17 protein-coding genes and 1 pseudogene are annotated in these 17,191 nt (G+C 60.0%); 5 read left to right on the forward strand and 13 right to left on the reverse strand.

Features of this window, described 5'->3' with window-relative positions; genetic code table 11:
• Positions 1-61 precede the first annotated feature (61 nt).
• The gene (locus tag DNA98_RS07965) at positions 62-880 is read left to right on the forward strand and encodes an IclR family transcriptional regulator (protein ID WP_110528745.1); all 819 of its coding nucleotides are present in this window, start codon (positions 62-64) and stop codon (positions 878-880) included.
• A 53-nt stretch (positions 881-933) separates the two neighbouring features.
• Here DNA98_RS07965 and DNA98_RS07970 read toward each other — a convergent pair whose 3' ends face one another.
• The 9 genes from DNA98_RS07970 to DNA98_RS08010 all read right to left on the reverse strand — a co-directional run bounded on the left by DNA98_RS07970 (position 934) and on the right by DNA98_RS08010 (position 8,894).
• On the reverse strand, positions 934-1,644 hold the full coding sequence (locus tag DNA98_RS07970) for a TenA family protein (RefSeq protein WP_110528748.1): 711 nt from the start codon (positions 1,642-1,644) through the stop codon (positions 934-936).
• A 31-nt stretch (positions 1,645-1,675) separates the two neighbouring features.
• Positions 1,676-2,584 carry a carbohydrate kinase family protein gene (locus DNA98_RS07975; protein WP_110528751.1) on the reverse strand — a complete coding sequence of 303 codons (909 nt, stop codon included), beginning with the start codon at positions 2,582-2,584 and terminating at the stop codon, positions 1,676-1,678.
• A 3-nt stretch (positions 2,585-2,587) separates the two neighbouring features.
• Positions 2,588-3,430, reverse strand: coding sequence for a BtpA/SgcQ family protein (locus DNA98_RS07980; protein WP_110528754.1), 843 nt, complete (start codon positions 3,428-3,430; stop codon positions 2,588-2,590).
• A gap of 54 nt (positions 3,431-3,484) precedes the next feature.
• The gene (locus DNA98_RS07985; protein WP_110528990.1) at positions 3,485-4,516 is read right to left on the reverse strand and encodes a phosphotriesterase; all 1,032 of its coding nucleotides are present in this window, start codon (positions 4,514-4,516) and stop codon (positions 3,485-3,487) included.
• Position 4,517: 1 nt separating this feature from the next.
• A complete protein-coding gene (locus DNA98_RS07990; RefSeq protein WP_110528757.1) occupies positions 4,518-5,525 on the reverse strand; it encodes an ABC transporter permease in 1,008 nt (335 codons plus the stop codon).
• Positions 5,526-5,540: 15 nt separating this feature from the next.
• The gene (locus tag DNA98_RS07995; RefSeq protein ID WP_110528759.1) at positions 5,541-6,302 is read right to left on the reverse strand and encodes an ATP-binding cassette domain-containing protein; all 762 of its coding nucleotides are present in this window, start codon (positions 6,300-6,302) and stop codon (positions 5,541-5,543) included.
• Positions 6,303-6,361: 59 nt separating this feature from the next.
• Positions 6,362-7,285, reverse strand: a complete 924-nt coding sequence (locus tag DNA98_RS08000) for a substrate-binding domain-containing protein (RefSeq protein ID WP_110528762.1) — start codon at positions 7,283-7,285, stop codon at positions 6,362-6,364.
• Between the two features lie 95 nt (positions 7,286-7,380).
• Complete coding sequence (locus DNA98_RS08005) at positions 7,381-8,139, reverse strand: glutamine amidotransferase (protein ID WP_110528765.1); 759 nt, start codon at positions 8,137-8,139, stop codon at positions 7,381-7,383.
• Positions 8,140-8,141: 2 nt separating this feature from the next.
• Complete coding sequence (locus tag DNA98_RS08010) at positions 8,142-8,894, reverse strand: GntR family transcriptional regulator (protein WP_110528768.1); 753 nt, start codon at positions 8,892-8,894, stop codon at positions 8,142-8,144.
• Between the two features lie 138 nt (positions 8,895-9,032).
• Between DNA98_RS08010 and DNA98_RS08015 the strand changes: the two genes are divergently transcribed.
• The 3 genes from DNA98_RS08015 to DNA98_RS08025 all read left to right on the forward strand — a co-directional run bounded on the left by DNA98_RS08015 (position 9,033) and on the right by DNA98_RS08025 (position 12,831).
• Positions 9,033-10,451 carry a DEAD/DEAH box helicase gene (locus DNA98_RS08015; RefSeq protein ID WP_110528771.1) on the forward strand — a complete coding sequence of 473 codons (1,419 nt, stop codon included), beginning with the start codon at positions 9,033-9,035 and terminating at the stop codon, positions 10,449-10,451.
• 10 nt (positions 10,452-10,461) lie between these two features.
• On the forward strand, positions 10,462-11,658 hold the full coding sequence (locus DNA98_RS08020; protein ID WP_158531626.1) for a DUF790 family protein: 1,197 nt from the start codon (positions 10,462-10,464) through the stop codon (positions 11,656-11,658).
• Between the two features lie 189 nt (positions 11,659-11,847).
• Positions 11,848-12,831 carry a winged helix-turn-helix domain-containing protein gene (locus DNA98_RS08025; protein WP_110528777.1) on the forward strand — a complete coding sequence of 328 codons (984 nt, stop codon included), beginning with the start codon at positions 11,848-11,850 and terminating at the stop codon, positions 12,829-12,831.
• A gap of 60 nt (positions 12,832-12,891) precedes the next feature.
• On the opposite strand, the gene DNA98_RS08030 is transcribed toward DNA98_RS08025, so the two are convergent.
• From DNA98_RS08030 to DNA98_RS08045, 4 genes and pseudogenes are all read right to left on the reverse strand, one after another.
• On the reverse strand, positions 12,892-13,764 hold the full coding sequence (locus DNA98_RS08030; protein WP_110528780.1) for a GGDEF domain-containing protein: 873 nt from the start codon (positions 13,762-13,764) through the stop codon (positions 12,892-12,894).
• Between the two features lie 14 nt (positions 13,765-13,778).
• The gene (locus tag DNA98_RS08035) at positions 13,779-14,141 is read right to left on the reverse strand and encodes a hypothetical protein (RefSeq protein WP_110528993.1); all 363 of its coding nucleotides are present in this window, start codon (positions 14,139-14,141) and stop codon (positions 13,779-13,781) included.
• Between the two features lie 113 nt (positions 14,142-14,254).
• Positions 14,255-15,466 (reverse strand): EAL domain-containing protein, encoded by a 1,212-nt coding sequence (locus tag DNA98_RS08040; RefSeq protein WP_110528784.1) that lies wholly within the window; start codon positions 15,464-15,466, stop codon positions 14,255-14,257.
• A gap of 236 nt (positions 15,467-15,702) precedes the next feature.
• Positions 15,703-16,299, reverse strand: a pseudogene (locus DNA98_RS08045) (transposase); the annotation flags it as partial.
• A gap of 49 nt (positions 16,300-16,348) precedes the next feature.
• Between DNA98_RS08045 and DNA98_RS08050 the strand changes: the two are divergent.
• Positions 16,349-17,191 carry an IS5 family transposase gene (locus DNA98_RS08050; RefSeq protein ID WP_110528787.1) on the forward strand — a complete coding sequence of 281 codons (843 nt, stop codon included), beginning with the start codon at positions 16,349-16,351 and terminating at the stop codon, positions 17,189-17,191.

The following is a 17,191-nucleotide window of genomic DNA, read 5'->3' on the forward strand; positions in this document are numbered from 1 at the left end:
ATATAGAGTAGTCTAGGGTTAAGCGTCGAAGGTTGTCAAGCAAACCATTACGAGGAAGTCTATGAAGAAGATTTTGGACTCTAACAAAAAGGAGCAGTACATCGTCCAGTCCGTAGTAGCAGCGATGCAGCTTTTAGAGGAGGTGGCCGAGAACCCGTGGCAAAGTGTTTCTTCACTGGCAAAAGCCAAAAAGATGACCAAAAGCCAGGCTTTTCGTCTGCTAACGACCCTAGAACATCTGGGCTACGTAATTAAGGAAGGCCAGGCCTATCGCCTGGGATACCGTGGCCTCTATATAGGTCACCTAGCAGAGCGATCAATGCCGATTGTAGCCTTATCCCGAGATGTGCTGGATTGGCTAATGACAGAAAGCCAAGAGAGCGTCCACCTAGTTGAGAGAAGGGGGGATGTGCGGTTTATCGTAGATATGCGAGAATCACCACAGCCCCTACGAACCTTTGCACCAATTGGCCAGATTGATCCCCTCACTGTAGGGGGCACAGGGATGGTCATTTTAGCTTATTCTGATCCCACGTTCATTGAACGTATTCTCTCGCAACCGCTTAAAAAAGTTACCCCTAAGACCCTTGTTGATCCGGAAAGAATCCGTCAGATACTGCGGCGGATTCGCGCTGAGGGAGTTTACACTGCCAGAGAAGACTTTGATCCCGGAGCCTTCAGCGTAGCCGCTCCCATCCATAACCCGGATGGCTCAGTAACCTGCGCCATCTGCGTTTCCGGTCCTCTTTCCCGGCTGGACGCCTCACAAGAAGAGAAGCACAAGGAGCTTGTCCTTAAGGCAGCGCAAATTATCTCAGATCGACTTAGGAGAAACACCCAGACAACCCCCCGTAGTGAGGCAGCGCCGAGCCTCGGCTAGCGGGAACACCCTCAACCTTAGGAGTGAAACTCGGCGACACAGCCGTATTCTGTTTACTCGATATATACCGCGTCGTGAAAAGCGATCTCCCACTCCAGCACCTCTCGGAAAATACGGGCCAGTCGCTGCTGAACTTCCTCAGGATGGACTGGGCCCAGCTGATCTAGCTGCTTTAGCATCCAGAAGACGTTTTTCTTGAAGGCCCCTCCCGCGTGCAACCTGATCCAGTATGCATAGGCGGGTTTGGCAGGCAGGCGTTTAGCTCCAACCTGGCACCAGGTGTAGTACATCCACTCTGCCCCGATAAGAGCAGCCAAGATCTCCACATAGCTGCTGTGTGCCCCATTCTGCAGCATCCATTCGGCGAATGCGCGGGGCGTACCAGAGACGCTCTCTGAGGTCACCGCGTCGGGTGAAAGGCCGTAGCGCTTCAACACCCTCTGGAAGTAACGGGTCTGCACCCCGGTCAGATCAAGGGCCATTCCGGCGAAGCGGTGGCGTTGCGGAACCCCTGGAGCCTTGGCAATGGCATAGCCCAGCACACCGGAGCAGGCCTGAACGAAAGCGTATTCCTGTACCAAGTAGCGTTTGAAAGCCCATTCCGACAGCGTGCCCTCAGTCATTTCACGCATAAAGCGGTGACGGACACACTGCGCCCATGCCCGCTCCGCGTTCATACGCATCCACTGGGTGAACCGCAACCTATAGCCCCGCGCCCTGAGCTCGCCAAAGCCCTCGCCCTCGGCTAATGTCAGTTCGTGCATCTACTTCCCCCACCGATTCCAATCCTGGACCTCAAGCTGAGCCCTCAAAAGCCTGCCGGATCGCCTCCAGTCCGCCGCGGGCTCCCTGGTACTGCACCGAGACTGCCGCGGCCTTTGTTGCCGCTTCAATAGAAGCTTCGATAGACTTTTCAGCAGCCCAGTAGGCTACAAAAACTCCAGAGAACACATCCCCTGCGCCTATGGTATCCAAGACGCACCCGACAGGAGGTACCGGAAAATCCCGGCTTTCTGAAGGGGTGAAAAGGCGAACCCTCTCCGCTCCCTGGGTAAGGATTACCACACCAACCTGACTCAATAGCTGCTGGCAACCCTTCTCGGGAGCTAGATCCTCAAACAGGTTGGCCAGCACCGCCCGGTTGACAAGGGCCACGTCAACCTGAACCAGGTGAGCCAGCAGTTCATCCGGCGTGTAGGTGTCCGGCCCCCCGTCCAGATCGCAGAATATTCGGAGACCCAGCGCTCTGGCCAGGCGCAGCTCCTCTGCGATCATCCCCAGGTGGTAGCCGTCGACGTAGAGGACTCCACCCCTGAGCCGGTCTCCGGCTTGGGTGAGGTATTGCCGCAACGGCCCACTATCGAAGTTAGAGGGCTCACTGACGATGAAGCGCTCTCCGTCGGGGTAGACCAGAATCACGCAGGTCGTCGTGTACGGAGCCGTTACAGCCGCCGGACAGAGTTCTACCCCAAAGCGGCGAAAGTCTGTAAGAAGAAGCTCGCCGAAGGAGTCTCCACCTACCAGGCCGCAGAAAACCGCCTGGCTGCCCACCGCAGCGGCTGCGCAGGCCGCGTTGGCCGCCATGCCTCCAGGCAGCTTGTGGATCCGCTCGACCGTAAGGCGTCCGCCCCGCTCCACAGGCCCCCGTAGTCGTACGATTACGTCTACGTTGGCGTAACCCACAAAGAGGGTTCGACCCACCATGGGCTAATCTCCTCTTGATACCCGGACAATCTCCATGAAGCGGCGAACTCTAGCCTCCGAAACCGGATTCCACCAGACCCCCTCTTCTTTGAGAGCGCTGGCGATGATGATTCCATCGACCAGCGGCAGGATCTCGGCCACATTAACCTCGTCCACCCCGCTACCCACCAGCAGCGGCAACTGGGAACCGCTGCGGATAGCCTGGATCTCTTCAATCACCGGAGCGTCACCGGTGCGTTGGCCGGTAGCGATAACTGCGTCAGCTGCGAAGAACTCTACATCCCTGGCTAACTCTGGCACACTGCGATCGGCCACAATAGCATGGGAGCCATGCTTTACATGAGCATCGGCAAAAATGCGCACTGCCTTTGCCCCAATGCGGGCTCGATATCGCATGGCCCGGGCCGCTGCTCCCTCGACCAACCCTTCGTTGGCCACATAAGCATTGGCCCACTGGTTAACTCGGATGAAAGCGCAGCCTGCGGCATGAGCGACCGCCAGTGCTGGGATGGCCGCGTTGGCTAGGACATTGATACCCATGGGCAGGTCCACAGTCTCTCGAATCTTGCGGGCAGCTACAGCCATCACCGCCGAGGTCTCGTGACCAATCTCATCAGGCTTGACAAAGGGGATATCCCCGTGGTTCTCCAGGATCAGCCCGTCAACCCCACCGCTGCGGTAACTGAGAGCATCCTGAAGTGCAGCTTGGTAAATGGTTTCCACCGGTTCCCCGGTATACTCCGGAGAGCCCGGCAGCGGCCGCATGTGAATCACCCCAATGACAACTTTCTTTCTGCCGAAGATTGTCAGCAGGGCATCCTCCTTGGGTTTATACACTCCGGCCATACCTGTACCCCTGTTTTTACCGCTGCGATTAGCGGCAGTAGAACAATGCAGTACCTATGTCCCAGCTAGCACCCGACGAGGGTTTTCTATTAGTAGTTGATCGATCTCCTTTCTGCTCAACCCATGCCGCTTTAAGCGTGGGACAAAGTGGCGCAGGATGTAGGCGTAGCCGTTGCCTCCATAGCGCGTCAGCATCATCTTGATGAATACATCCTGACTGAGCACGACCTTGTGACCGTAGCCTGCCCGGACTAGACCAACAATGGCTCTGGCATTCTCCTCGTCCGAAGGACTCTGTGCGTCTTGGTCGGCATAGTAGTAGTCCATGCCGATCATGTCGTAGGACAGGTAGGCTCCGCGATCCGCCAGCGCCATCTGGTATTCCAAATCGGTGCCGCTGGGGTTCATGTGATTGAGGACAACCCGGTTGAGGTCACCACCCTCCTCTGCGACTACGTCCAGTACTCGGTGAGCCAGCCGCTCCCAACCTGGCAGGTGCACGCTCAGTGCTACTTGAGTCTGCCGCTGGGCGCGGGCCGCTGCACGCAGCACCTTCTCCTCCTGAGAGGTGAAGTCCTTGCTGATGCCGATTTCACCAATGTGACCGGCCTTGATCTCCGTACCCTCCGCACCCTCCAGCACATCAGCTATTATTCGTGCTGCCAGATCTTCGACTGTGGCTGACCGAATCCAATCCGGATGGGTACGCTCCAGGTAATATCCGGCCCCCATGACAATCTGGAGGCCGGTGCGCTCTGCGATGCGCCGCAGGGCTAATGGATCACGACCGATGTTTGCCGAGGTCGCATCCACCACAGTCCTACCTCCAAGTAGCTTGAACTGCATTACCTCCTCAGAGGCCACTTCCTCATCGAATAAACCGCAATTGTCCAGATTGACGAAGGGGTCCTGGCGCAGTTCGTGCAATATCTCTGCAGAGACTGGCTGGTGTGCCAGGTGAATGCGGCTGGCTTCTTGTGGGTTGCGCCAGTACCGACGGGCGTCGATCAATAGGTGCTCATGGAGCAATGTGACACCTAGGGTATTAGCGTCTACTGGGCCAGTTACCGTTTGTACTGAAGCCATCTCAATCCCTCCCCCGGCCACTGCCCGCTCCACTCAGTCGACGATTGAGCCAGATAGCCAGCAGAATCACAGTGCCGCCAATGATCTGTTCGTAAAAGGGAGAAATCCCCTTGAGGATCAGTACATTGCCAATGGTGGCGAGGAAGAGAGCACCTAAAATCGTACCCACCACGCTACCCTTACCACCGAATAAACTGGTACCCCCAATAATCACGGCGGCGATAGCCTGGAGTTCAAACCCCACTCCTGTATATGAGCTGCCGGAAGCCAGCCGTGCTGCAGTGACCATTCCACTTACCGCCACCGCCAGCCCACTGAGCACATAAACCAGCAGAATGACTTGGCGTACGTTTACGCCAGAACGGCGCACGGCTTCCATGTTGCTACCAATTCCCTTGATATACACCCCAAATCGGGTCCATTCCAGGATACCGTGGGCAGCCAACACTGCTATAGCTGCGATGACCACCGGCACTGGTATGCCCAGTACCCATCCTCGCCCCAACGCCAGGAAGGGGCTTTCAGGATCGATGGGAATCGAGTAACCCTGGGTCAGCAGCAAGGCTAGACCGCGGAGAATTGATAAAGCCGCCAGGGTCACGATGAAGGCAGGAATCCCCTGGTAGCTAATGAAGTAACCATTGATTGCGCCGATTAGAACCCCCAGAATCGCCATAGCGGGTAGAACCAGCCAGACCGGCCATCCTGCTGCGAGTGCCATGGCTGAAAGCACCGCTACCACTGCTAGTCCGGAGCCCACCGAAAGATCGATGCCTGCCAGGGTAATCACCAGAGTCATGGCTGCGGCCACGATCATGGTAGGAGCCGCTTGCCGCAACACGTTCAGGAGATTCTCTGGCGTGATGAAGTTGGGCACCAGGAACGCTGCCAAGATGAACACAGCCAGGAACACCAGAAACAAGGTAGTCTGGTAAGCTAGAGGCCCGCCCTTCAGCGTTCCCACGGCTGTGGTGTCCTGCTTACCAGGCCCGGAATTCATGCGATTCATCTCCTCTCCTAAGAGTCAACGGGTCCCCTCGGGCGCAGCCACGCCCTCGATCAGCTTGATAATTTCTGGGATACTGGTCTCTTTAGCCTTTCGTTCAGCTATGTTGCGGCCTTCGTACAGCACCACAAGGCGGTCACAGACTTGAAGTACATCGTGGAGGCGGTGGCTAACAAAGACTACCCCCACCCCTGCGGAGGCCAGCCTGCGCGTGAGGCTGAGTACCTCCTCCACTTCCCTGGCTGCCAACGCCGAGGTGGGCTCGTCCAGGATCAGCACCTTTGGCTGGAAGGAAATGGCCCGGCCGATGGCGATGGCCTGGCGCTGACCGCCCGAGAGATTTTCCACCATGAGCCGTGTAGATGGAATGCGAATGTGTAGTTCGTAGAGGATTTTTTCAGCTTTTTGATGAAGAGTATTGCGATCCAGAATCGATATCCTCAGGAACTGGCGGGTAGGCTCACGGCCCAGGAAGAGGTTGGTAGCAACATCGAGCGTGTCACACAGCGAAAGGTCTTGGTAGACCATCTCGATGCCCTGTTGCCGGGCATCCTGCGGAGATCGAAAAGTGACGGGGTTTCCCTCCAGGTATAACTGTCCCTTATCCGGAACTACAGCTCCGCTGAGAATTTTCAGAAAAGTAGATTTACCTGCGCCGTTATCACCGATAATCCCCAACACCTCGCCGCGATTTAGATGCAGGCTCACACCCCTAAGGGCCTGTATAGCACCAAATCGCTTCTCAATATTTCTGGCTTCCAGCAAAGGAATCTGGTTCATGGTATCTCTTAGCAAACCGAATGGGGGGTGGGAGTTATCCACCCACCCCCTGTCAGAACTTACTTGAAGAGAGCCCGGTACTTGTCTACATTCTCCTTTGTGACGATGGTAGTGGGTATTAAGATTTCAGCGGGAATTTTTTCACCGGCAATAAGCTTGAGTGCATTGAGCACTGCCTGATAGCCCTCCTGGTAGGGATCTTGCTGAACCACAGCTAGCACATACCCCTTATCCAATCCCTCGATGGCCTGCTTGGTGAGATCCCATCCCACCACCTTGACCCGATCTGTCACCTTCTGAGACTGTACCGCTGCAATTACCCCAATCAAAGCGGGTTCACCGGTGGCGTAAACGAAGTCTAGATTGCGATTCGCAGTAATGAGGTTTTCAGCAGCACTGAGGGCGATTTCCTGAACATTCTGGCCGTCGACGGTGGCTACCACACGGATACCAGGAGCTTCTTGAAGGGCTTTGAGGAAGCCGTCTCGTCGTTGATTCTGAATGAAAGAGTTAAGGGCACCCACAATGCCTACGTTGGCTTTGCCGCCCATCTTATCTCGAACGTATTTGACCAGCCACTCTCCAATTTCCACACCCGCTTTATAGTTGTCGACACCGATGAAGGTACTCGCGGGCGGTACCGCTACTTTGGCGTCGATGGCTATGACAGGTATCTTGGCTTTCTGCGCAGCTTCCACGGCAGGTCTTATGCCATTGACATCGATAGCCAGGACGATGATGGCCCCAACTTTCTGAGCCACAAATGTTTCGATGGCACGAACTTGCTTGGCGGGGTCGTTCTGTCCATCTACGATAACCAGGTCGACACCCTTCTCAGCCGCAGCTTTCTTAGCCCCGTCATTAACCTGATTGAAAAAGAGGGCCTGGAGGTTGATGGTCACCAGCCCAACCTTGGGTTTGCTTTGGGCTAATCCCAGCGTGCCTAGAACCATAATTACTAAGAGCAACAATCTTACCAGCATAGCTCACTCCCTTCGGCATTCGTTGCCGCCTCTGTGTGCCTAAACCTATACCCGTGGGTAAGAATCGTGTGCATGGTTAGACAAGCGATCACCCCCTAAGCAGCCAGCCATTTGACGAGGTTTTGCCAGAAACGGGCGTAGTGCTCCCATCCCACGAACTCCGGGGGTCCCCAATGGGGCCCACAGTCAGAGGCGAAAGCTGCGCACTTCCCCTGGCCGTAAGTGCCCACGGCGAGAAAGACGTCTTCGCCAATCCTGGCCAGAACCCGGCCGCCCTCGCGGGGGAGCAGTTGGTTGTAACCCAGGAACCTGGGCCAGTCAGGGCCAATACCTGCGAATATGCTGTGTTCGGGCTCTACGATCTCCGGAGTAACCCCCTCAGGGCACTCCACCCGGTCGTCTCCTTCCACCATCGTCACCGGCAGTACCTCACGCAGGGCAGTTCGGCCGTAGCGAGCTTTGCCATCGATGCCGGAAAAGGACATGTAGCCTCCGATCATGATCAGCCCACCCCCTTGCCGCACATACTCGGCGATAAGCTCGCAGCGGTCTGCCACGCGCATTGATTTAGAGAAAGTGTCCGGGTGCAGGAGGAGGGTGTTGCTGCCGATGTCGCTGAGGATGACTACCCTATACTTGCGGAGTGCCTCGATGGAGGCAGGAAATTTGCGTGCAGCTTCATGGTTTGGCAGAAAGTCCACGGCAGCGCCGCCACTCTCTAGGGCAGTTATAAGCCAGGAAGCTCCTTCGGCATATTCGCTAGTGGTGAAGCTGTCAAACCCTTTGACGTGGATAGTGTGGCTCACCCAGCTTTCCCCAGCCAGAAGGACCCTTACATCAGCCGCGTCACCCATAGTCAAATACCTCCTGTTTGCTGCACATAGAACCGGTAGCGGTCGGCTCTATAAAAAATTTCAGCATATTCAACTGCGTCGCCAGTTTGTGCGAAGGTATAACGTTCAACGTAAAGCAAAGGTGTACCGATGGGTACGCCGAGCAAGCCTGCCTGCTCCTTGTCAGCTGCCCTGGCCATAATGATTTCGTCTGCACTGGCGATAGTGACGCCGAAATCCTGAGCAAGCAGGGTATAGAGTGATCCATTAGCCAATCGTTCCCTGGGAAATGCCAGGCGTTCAGAGAGGTAGCAGGTTTGTATGGCTATTGCCTCCTCATCAGCCAGCCTCAGGCGAACAATCTTCAAAAGGCGCTGGGTGTTCTTGCCGAAGTGGCGCTCCATATTGCCAGAGGGCGGCACGTAGTCGAACTCCAGGATCTGAGCACTTGCCTTCAGGCCTCGCGAGGCCATGTCCTGTGTGAAACTGGAGAGGCGTTTAGCATCGAAGGCCTCATACGAGCGAGCCACAAAGGTTCCCTGGCCACGATGCCGCATGACATACCCCTCCCGGACTAAGCGCTCTAAGGCTAGGCGGGCGGTTACCCGGCTTACATGAAAGGTGGTCTCGATTTCCTTCTCTGTAAGGAACCTGTCGCCAGAAGAGTACTGACCGCTTAAAAGCAACTGCTTAAGGGCTTCGTACAGTTGGTAATAAACAGGAGTCTTCCTGTCGAAATGAGTGAACACGTATGGTGTAGGAGTTGGCTTTGTCATATTGTTGTAACAATCTAACAATAATCCCTGCTTTCAAACCATGTCAAGCGGCTTGATCCAGTGTCGCGCGGGCATGGTGATTGGGGTTCCTCACTACTTTCATGCTGCACCCCCTTTCCCGGCGTATCCTGGTATCCGGTGTCCGGGGTTTTGCGCTATGACCGGGGTACATTGCTCCTGGTGGGGACTCCCGCTCCTCCCGCGTTGCCTTCCGTGTTTCGCTGGGACGCCCGGGTAGAGGCCTGGCGGGCCCCGGCTTACCGCTACTTCGAGGTGGCGAGCGAGCTGCGCGGACAGCTCCAGGCCAACCGCGCTCCTCAGTACCGGCGGCTAGCGCTGGACTACACCCCGCCCTATGCCCTGCACCCCCACCAGCGGGAAGCGCTCGCGGCCTGGAAGCAAAACCGTGGGCGGGGCCTGGTAGAGCTCCCCACCGGCGCGGGTAAAACCGCGCTGGGTCTGCTAGCCCTCTCCTGGGCAGGCCGCTCGGCGCTGGTGGTCGTGCCCACCCGGGTGCTGATGCATCAGTGGTACGCGGAGCTGCGCTCCGCTTTCCCGGATCTGCCGGTGGGCCTCATCGGCGATGGCGAGCACGAGGTCTTCGACCTGGCGGTGGCCACCTACGACAGCGCGGCCATCCATGCCGAGGGGCTGGGCAATCGCTACGGCTGCCTGATCCTCGACGAGGTGCATCACCTGCCCACCGACTTCTATAGCCCCATCGCCACCTACTCCCTGGCCCCGTACCGGCTGGGGCTCACCGCTTCGCTCGAGCGCAGCGATGGGCGCCAGGAGCTCCTGTACGAGTACGTGGGGCCGCTGGTGTACCGCAAAGAAGCCGCGGAACTCAAGGGCAGTGTGCTGGCCGACTACCGCATCGAGGAAGTCCGGGTGGCCCTGTCCCCTTCCGAGCGGGCCGCTTACCGCCAGGCGCTCGAGGTGCGCAACGCCTTCGTGCAGGCCCAGGGCATCGACCTGGGCACCCTGGCGGGCTGGGCGGAGTTCGTCCGGCGCTCCTCCCGCAGCGAATCGGGCCGCCGGGCCATGCGGGCTCACCGCGAAGCGGCCCGTATCGCCACCGCCGCTCCGGCCAAGCTGCGGGCGCTGGAGGTCATCCTGACCCGCCACAGCGGGCAGAAGACCCTGATCTTCACCAAGGAAAACGACCTGGCCTACCAGGTCAGTCAGGCCTTCCTGCTCCCCTGCATCACCCACCAGACCCCCATCAAAGAGCGGCAGGCCCTCCTGGAGGGCTTCGCCTCGGGCCGCTACCTGGCCATCGTGAGCAGCAACGTGATGAACGAGGGGATCAACCTTCCCGACGCCGCGGTGGCGGTGAACCTCTCGGGATCGGCGGTGGAGCGAGAGTTCATCCAGCGGCTGGGCCGGGTGTTGCGCCGCTCGGGAGACAAGCGGGCGGTGCTGTACGAGATCTTCACCGAGGCCACGCGCGAACAGCGGGCCTCCTTGCAGCGGCGCGGCCTGGAGCGTCCGGCCCACCCCGTCAGCCCCCTCCCGTCGCGGCCGCTTTCCTGGGAGGATCTGGGGGAGGGATAGGGTTCGGGGAGTGGCCGTGCTCAAGAGCGAACACCTCGCCTACACCGTGCGCTCAGGTCGGGCCTATCCCCGCTTCGTCCGGCCGGATCGCGGGCTGCCCTGGGCCGAGGCGGTGCTGGGGGTCATCGCGGAACACCACCGGCTGCGCCGGGGCGAGCTGATGGAGGCCCTGCACGCCCTGGAGGGGGACTCTCCGGACTACAACCTGGTGCGCGGCCTGGCCCACCTGGCCCTCAGCGAGGCGGAGTTCGCCCTGGGGACTTCCCTCGAGCCGGCCCGGCTGCGCGAGGAAGCGTTCGCCCTCGCGGCGCAGCGGGGATACGGCACCCCCACCACGCAGGGGGTGCTAAGGGATCTGGCGGAGCGCCACGCGCTGGAGGCGAGCCAGATACCGGCCCTGCTATACGCCGACCTGCCGGAGAACCACCTGCTGGTGCGCCTGCCCGACCTCACCCCCGCCCAGCTTTTGGACCGCTATAACCTGGCCCAGGCCCAGGGCCTGCTCTATTCGGCCACCCACCTGGTCCTGCAGGTGCACCGCAACGAGGTGGGGGAGTATAAGAAGCTCTTCCGCTACCTGAAGTTCTACCGCCTCATGTTCACCGTGGAAGGCGACCTGGATAGCGGCTACCGGATCCACGTGGACGGGCCCGCCTCGCTGTTTCAGGCTACCCGGCGCTACGGGGTGCGCATGGCGGCCCTGCTTCCGGCCTTGCTGCACGTAACCCGCTGGGAGTTGACGGCGCGGCTTTGGCTGCAGGGCCAGGCCGTGGAGTATGCCCTCGACTGGCGCGCCGTGAGCCAGCGATTGCGCTCGCACTATCCCCGCCCCCCGGAGTTCGACTCGGTGCTCGAGGCCACCTTCGCCCGGCGCTGGGAGAAGCTTCAGACTCCCTGGCGGCTCGAGCGGGAGGTGGAGGTGGTGGACCTCAAGGGCACGGTTTTTCTGCCCGACTTCGCCCTGCGCCACCCGGACGGGCGGCGGGTATATCTGGAGATCGTGGGCTTCTGGCATCCGGAGTATTTGCGGCGCAAGCTGGAGAAGGTACGGGCGGCGCGAATGGACCACCTCATTCTGGCGGTCTCCCGGCGCCTGGCCCTGAGCCAGGAGGCACTGGCCGACCTGCCGGGGCGGGTGCTGTGGTTCAAGGGGCAGATCCAGCCTGAGGCTGTGCTGGAGATGCTTGAACCCATCCCCGAGGGCTGAGCGCGAAGATACGGGTCTGTTGGGAATGTTGAGAGTTGGGTTTAGCTAAAAACAAAAACTCCCAACACGGTAAATAGCCTCCAGAACGTTATTTTTGCCCTCTTGTTGGGAGTTTTGGTGAGGTACCCCTTTTACATTTCTTCGGAAGAGGAGGGCGTACTATATTCCTTTGTACGGTAACATATTGCTATGCGCTGGCAAGCGGCTTTGCTCTCCCTCATCGCGGCTCTGGCCCTGCCGGTGGTTGGACTGGTCACGGGCCGGGTGGTGGGAGATTTCTTCCTCGAGGTGTTCGCTCCGCGAAGCAGCCGTGGAGACCTGATCGGTGCTGTAGGCGCTGGCTTTGGCGTGTTGGTGTACGCCCTGGCGCTGGCCTCCTCCTACTCGCACCTGCGCCACTACTACCGGGGCTACGAGGCCCAGGGGGTGCGGGCCTCGTGGGCGCTGGCCCTCGCGGTCGAGGTTGCGACCTTCTATATGAGCTTTGCGTATGTAGTCATTCACTCCCCGTGGGCCTTCTGGGGCAGCCTTATCGGGGCCTTCGTGGTGTTCTGGGGCAACTTCTCCAGCATGTACGAGGCTCGGATTGAACGGGCTGGGGACACCGACCTGTGTGGAGAAACCACCACACAGCCCGCTCGCACGTCGGTAGTCGCTGCTTCCCCGGTAGGGGAACACCTTGAAGCAGCCCAACTGCACGGCGCATTCCCCGAGCAAACACTTCAGGCGTTTGTTTCGGCGGAGGCTGTGGAGACCAGGATCCGCCAGGTAAGGCAGGAAGTCCGGGCGGTCAGGAAGACGGACGATCCCCTGTCGGGACGGATGGCTAATGCCACTGTTCACCGGACGGTAGATGAGCCCTTGCCGAAACAGACTGCTCACGCAGCTCATCCCGCTGCTTCGCCGTTAGGCGAACACCTTGAGGTCAGGCCGGTAACCTTACCCACCCAGGAAGGACACGAGGCTCCCTCAAGGGGGCCAGATTTCCCCCTCTCCGAGGTTGATCGGAAGGTGCTCCGCCTGGCTGCGGCAGGGCCTGTGGGCCCCTCGAGCGTCAGCCGGGCGCTCGGAATCGCTAAGAGTTCCGCAGGGGACAGGCTCCGGCGTCTAGAACGCATGGGGCTGTTGGTGAAGCAGGGCTCGAGCTACGTGATTGCCGTTAAAGGAAATTAACCCGTTGTGCGGCAGATGCAGCAAAGCAGCTCTGCCCTTCAGGGCGGAGAGGATTTCAAACTACGGTCTACGATCCCAGAGATCTGGCTTCCCAGCCACCTGGACCCAGCCTTTGGCGCTTCCCTTGGCTTTAGTGGAGGCCTGGCTGGCCAGGTTGATCAGGTCGTCAGCAGTGGCCGCCGGGTTCTCTGGCACCCGGCCCGAGTGGCGCTGTCCCCCAGATATGCCCAGGGAGAAGGACAGCGGCGGCAGGCCCTCCACCTTCAGCGTTCCTAATTCTTGCCGCAGCGCTTCCAATAGGGGTAGCACCTCGCTGCGGGGGCGGGGGAATAGCAGCACGAACTCGTCACCGGCGTAGCGGAAGGCTTCCCCGCCGTGGGTGCGGGCAAAATTCCCCAGCAACTGGCCTAGCGCCCGCAGGGCCCGGTCTGCTGCCACGTGGCCATGGGCTTTGTTGAGGGCGCCGAATCCGTCCAGGTCGGCAAAGATCAACGTAGGATCCAACCCTCCCTGCAGATACCCTTCGAGGGTGTGCCGCAGCCAGTCGGCGCGGGCCAGCCCGGTCAGGGGATCTTGGCTGGCGCCCAGGGCGTACAGAAGCGTACCCTTGGTCAGCACCCCCACCAATTTCTCCTCCTCCACCACCAGCAGCCGCTCCACCCCCTCCTGCTGCATCCGCTCGAAGGCCTCGAAGAGGCTAGCCTCGGGGGAGATGGTGAGGGGATCTTTGCGCATGGCGTCCAGTACCAGGCGGTTGGGGTGGGCCGCCCGCACGTCCCGGGAGGTCAACAAGCCCACCAGCCGCCCCCCCACCAGCACCGGCAGGCCACCCACCCGGTGCTGGTTCATCAGGCGGGCCGCCTCGGCCACGCTTAGCTCACCTTCTACCACCCGGGGATCCCGGGTCATGGCATCGACAACACGGCGCTGCATACGCTGGACGGATTTTACCTTAACCGTAGAGTGCGCCGGGCCTGCAACTCCGGGTCCAGGTGCACCCGGATCACCGTTTCCTCATCGAGCATCTGTGCGCACTCCTCCAGCAGGAGCTGCACCAGGCTTTCCCCTTCCACCAGCTGCAGCAGCTTCTTGCGCACCAGGCAGGCCTCGATGACCGGCCCCTCCAGAGGGATCAGTTCGTACTGGCCGGGGGATAGGCTTTCGGCCATCCGCCGAGCCGCCTCTGGACCGATGGGAGCCCGACAGCCGATCAGGAGGGCATCCCACAGGGGAGGAATCTCGAAAGGCTGCGCCCGCAGGCTTAGATGTAGTTGTTTTTGACCGTGCTCGCGAGGGGCGGATTTGCTCATGATCATCTGCAGTCTAATTGGAATGCAGGATGGCGGAAGTGATATTCGGGCCGTTGACGCTACGGCGGCTTCAGCAAAGAGCCGGTAGCCCCGTTTGAGGCTCGCGCGTGGCTTTATGGCAGCAGGGCGACGGCCTCGGCGATCGGCAGCGGATGCCCCAGTAGATAGCCCTGGGCCATGTCAACCTGCAGCCTGTGCAAGGTATCGCGCTCGGCCACGGTCTCCACCCCCTCGGCGACGATCCTGCTCCCGGTCTCCTGCGCGAAGCGGATGAGCGCTGCCGCCAGCGAGCGGCGCGTGCGATCGGTATCGATGTTGCGGGTGAGCGTGGTGTCGAGCTTGATCAGGTCGGGGTCGAGCTGGAGAATGTGGCTGAAGCTGGCGTAGCCAGCGCCGGCGTCATCGACCGCCAGGCGTAAGTCCTGGCTGCGCAGGGGCTTAAGGACCGCGGCGAATCTTGAATAGTCAGGGATGGGGACGTGTTCGGTCACCTCGAGCACGATGCGGCCCAGCGGCATGCCCTCGAGTACGCGGGCGACCGCGCCGCTGAGGAGGTGGGCCGGGGAGACGTTGAGCGAGAGGAAGAGTTCAGGGGGCAGGTGCTCGAGCCCGGCCAGGGCCTTTGTGACCACCGCCATCTCGAGTCGCTCGCCTAGGCCGACTTCAGCCGCCTCGTTGAACCAGACGTCGGGACTGCGGGCGGGTGTGGCCGAGAACCGCGTCAGGGCCTCGAAGCCCAGGATCCTCCCCTCCGCGAGGTGAAAAATCGGCTGGTAGACGGTGCTGAAAGCTTCGGCCTCGAGCACCGACGAGACCCGCTCGACCATCGCCTGCCGGGCGTGCTCGGCCTCCAGCCGCCGTTCGATCTGCTGGGAAACGAAGCTGGCGAACAGGTGCAGCAGGGCCAGGTCGCGCTCGCCCAGGGTGGGGTCGGGCTTGGAGCTGAAGCAGCAGATGGTGCCGTAGATCTGGCCGTTGCTCAGGCGCAGGGCGGTGCTCAGGTGGGCTCCCACCGGCAAGGCGGTGGTGGCCGGCAACTCCAGCGCCGCTGGTAGCTGCGAGGCGTCGCGGATCAGCTCGGGAAGCCGTCCATCGACGACGCGCTGGCAGTAAGACTCCTCGAGGGGATCGGAGTCACCCGCGGCGATGGGGGGGTCTGCCGAGGAGGAATCGACGAAGCGGAAGTAGTGTCTACCGTCGTGGAATTGCGACACGAACGCCACCTCCATGCCCAGGTGCTCGCGGATGGCGCGTAGGGCGTCCAGCACGATCACGTCGACGGAGGCATCGCTGGTCCTGGAAGCGGAGAGGAGGATGTCCGGCATCGGGAAGGGCCTGCCGGGTAAAGGCGTGGAGGCAGGGTTCGCTCGCTTGTTTTTCGGCTCCATCCGGCACCGCCTTTTCAGGTCACTATGGGCTTTGGGCGACCCAACCGCCTTCGGCTCTAACCCCCATTCTTCCGCGCCATCGGCCCCAGCGCCCGATCACGTCTGCTGGGCCAGCGTGGCTGAGGCGCATATCTGGATTGTATAGACCTTTATGCTGAGAATTCGGTTAGGACTTACGCAGTTGAGGCAAACTCATAGACACGATGCGCCAGGTAGGTTCGGATGGCGTCGCGAACTATCGCTGTCTTGGCCTCATACCAACTCACCCCCACCTTCAACCGATAGGCCTCCAACCTTAGAAAGGCTCGTATCGAAAGCAAAAGGTGGTTGAGAAGGGCCACCGCTTTGCGAACCTGGGCCTTCTCCACCCCACAACACTGCTTGAGCCCCCGATGATAAACCTCTATGCCCCATCCCCGCCGCTCCAACGCCGCCTGCTCCTCTTCGCTCATCCCCAGATCGTTCGTGGCCCAGTGTTCCGCGTCCCCGTCTTTAGAAACCGTCCGGAACACCCGGACGAACCCGAAACCCCGAAGATGAACCACCCGCCCCTCCCCAGGGATTTCCACCCCACCGATGGGTACATTTCCCTTCCCATCCGGGTTGACTAGGCGGTTGCCCTTCAGCCGCGTCAGAAATAGCCAGCCCAGGTCCCGGATTCGCTTGAGGTTCTCCAAGCCGGCATACCAGCTATCCATCAGGACACATTCCGGCGCAAACCCTCTCTTCTTGGCCTGCTGGAGCATCTGCTGAAAGTGGTCGTTTTTAGAGGCTACTAAGAACCTATCCCAAACGCGGTAGGCAGATTATGTTTAGGACATGAAGCCAACCATACGCAAGCCATACCCATCCGACGTAAGCGATGAGGCGTTGTTTCGCGGCGTTAGCCGGGTGGAGTGGGCCTTTGTGATGCCCTACCTGACCCTGTTGCCCCTGGATGCACGGCAGCGCAAATACGACCTGCGGGAAGTATTCAACGCCCTGCGTTGGCTGGTAAGAACCGGCGCTCAGTGGGAGTACTTGCCCCACGACTTCCCACCCCCCCAGATTGTCAGCGAACAAGCCAGGCGCTGGATGAACAGGGGCGTATTTGAGGATTTGGTGCATGACCTGCGGGAAACGCTGCGGCTATTGCAGGGCCGAGCGGCTCAGCCCAGCGCAGCCATCTATGATGGTCGAACCTTGCAATCAAGTCCTGAGAGCGGTGAGCGAGCAGGTTATGACGGGGCTAAGAAGCGCAAAGGGAGCAAGGTGCACATGGCCGTAGATACGCTGGGGCACCTGCTGGCGATGGTGGTCACCCCGGCCAATGAGCAGGAGCGTGCCCAGGTAGCGGAACTCTCTAAAGCGGTGCAAGCCGTTGCCAACCGGCAAGTCGAAATCGCCTTTGTGGATCAGGGCTATACGGGCTCCGAAGCTGAGCAAGCGGCTGCCCAAGAGGGGATCGCCCTATGTGTGGTCAAGCTAGAAGAGAGCAAGAAGGGTTTCGTCCTGCTTCCCCGGCGCTGGGTGGTCGAACGCAGCTTTGCCTGGATGGCTCGTTTTCGCCGTCTGGCTCGTGACTATGAGCGTCTTACTGAGACCCTCAAGGGTTTTCACTGGCTGGCTTTCTCCATTCTGCTTTTACCGAAAGTTCTGGATGGTTTACGTATTGCTTCCTAG

The sequence above is a fragment of the Meiothermus sp. Pnk-1 genome, from assembly GCF_003226535.1.
Taxonomy (GTDB): Bacteria; Deinococcota; Deinococci; order Deinococcales; family Thermaceae; genus Allomeiothermus.

Coding starts and splice junctions, on each gene's coding strand:
- DNA98_RS07965 (WP_110528745.1), top strand. CDS start 62: ATGAAGAAGATTTTGGACTCTAACAAAAAGGAGCAGTACATCGTCCAG.
- DNA98_RS07970 (WP_110528748.1), bottom strand. CDS start 1,644: ATGCACGAACTGACATTAGCCGAGGGCGAGGGCTTTGGCGAGCTCAGG.
- DNA98_RS07975 (WP_110528751.1), bottom strand. CDS start 2,584: ATGGTGGGTCGAACCCTCTTTGTGGGTTACGCCAACGTAGACGTAATC.
- DNA98_RS07980 (WP_110528754.1), bottom strand. CDS start 3,430: ATGGCCGGAGTGTATAAACCCAAGGAGGATGCCCTGCTGACAATCTTC.
- DNA98_RS07985 (WP_110528990.1), bottom strand. CDS start 4,516: ATGGCTTCAGTACAAACGGTAACTGGCCCAGTAGACGCTAATACCCTA.
- DNA98_RS07990 (WP_110528757.1), bottom strand. CDS start 5,525: ATGAATCGCATGAATTCCGGGCCTGGTAAGCAGGACACCACAGCCGTG.
- DNA98_RS07995 (WP_110528759.1), bottom strand. CDS start 6,302: ATGAACCAGATTCCTTTGCTGGAAGCCAGAAATATTGAGAAGCGATTT.
- DNA98_RS08000 (WP_110528762.1), bottom strand. CDS start 7,285: ATGCTGGTAAGATTGTTGCTCTTAGTAATTATGGTTCTAGGCACGCTG.
- DNA98_RS08005 (WP_110528765.1), bottom strand. CDS start 8,139: ATGGGTGACGCGGCTGATGTAAGGGTCCTTCTGGCTGGGGAAAGCTGG.
- DNA98_RS08010 (WP_110528768.1), bottom strand. CDS start 8,894: ATGACAAAGCCAACTCCTACACCATACGTGTTCACTCATTTCGACAGG.
- DNA98_RS08025 (WP_110528777.1), top strand. CDS start 11,848: ATGCGCTGGCAAGCGGCTTTGCTCTCCCTCATCGCGGCTCTGGCCCTG.
- DNA98_RS08030 (WP_110528780.1), bottom strand. CDS start 13,764: ATGCAGCGCCGTGTTGTCGATGCCATGACCCGGGATCCCCGGGTGGTA.
- DNA98_RS08035 (WP_110528993.1), bottom strand. CDS start 14,141: ATGAGCAAATCCGCCCCTCGCGAGCACGGTCAAAAACAACTACATCTA.
- DNA98_RS08040 (WP_110528784.1), bottom strand. CDS start 15,466: ATGCCGGACATCCTCCTCTCCGCTTCCAGGACCAGCGATGCCTCCGTC.
- DNA98_RS08050 (WP_110528787.1), top strand. CDS start 16,349: ATGAAGCCAACCATACGCAAGCCATACCCATCCGACGTAAGCGATGAG.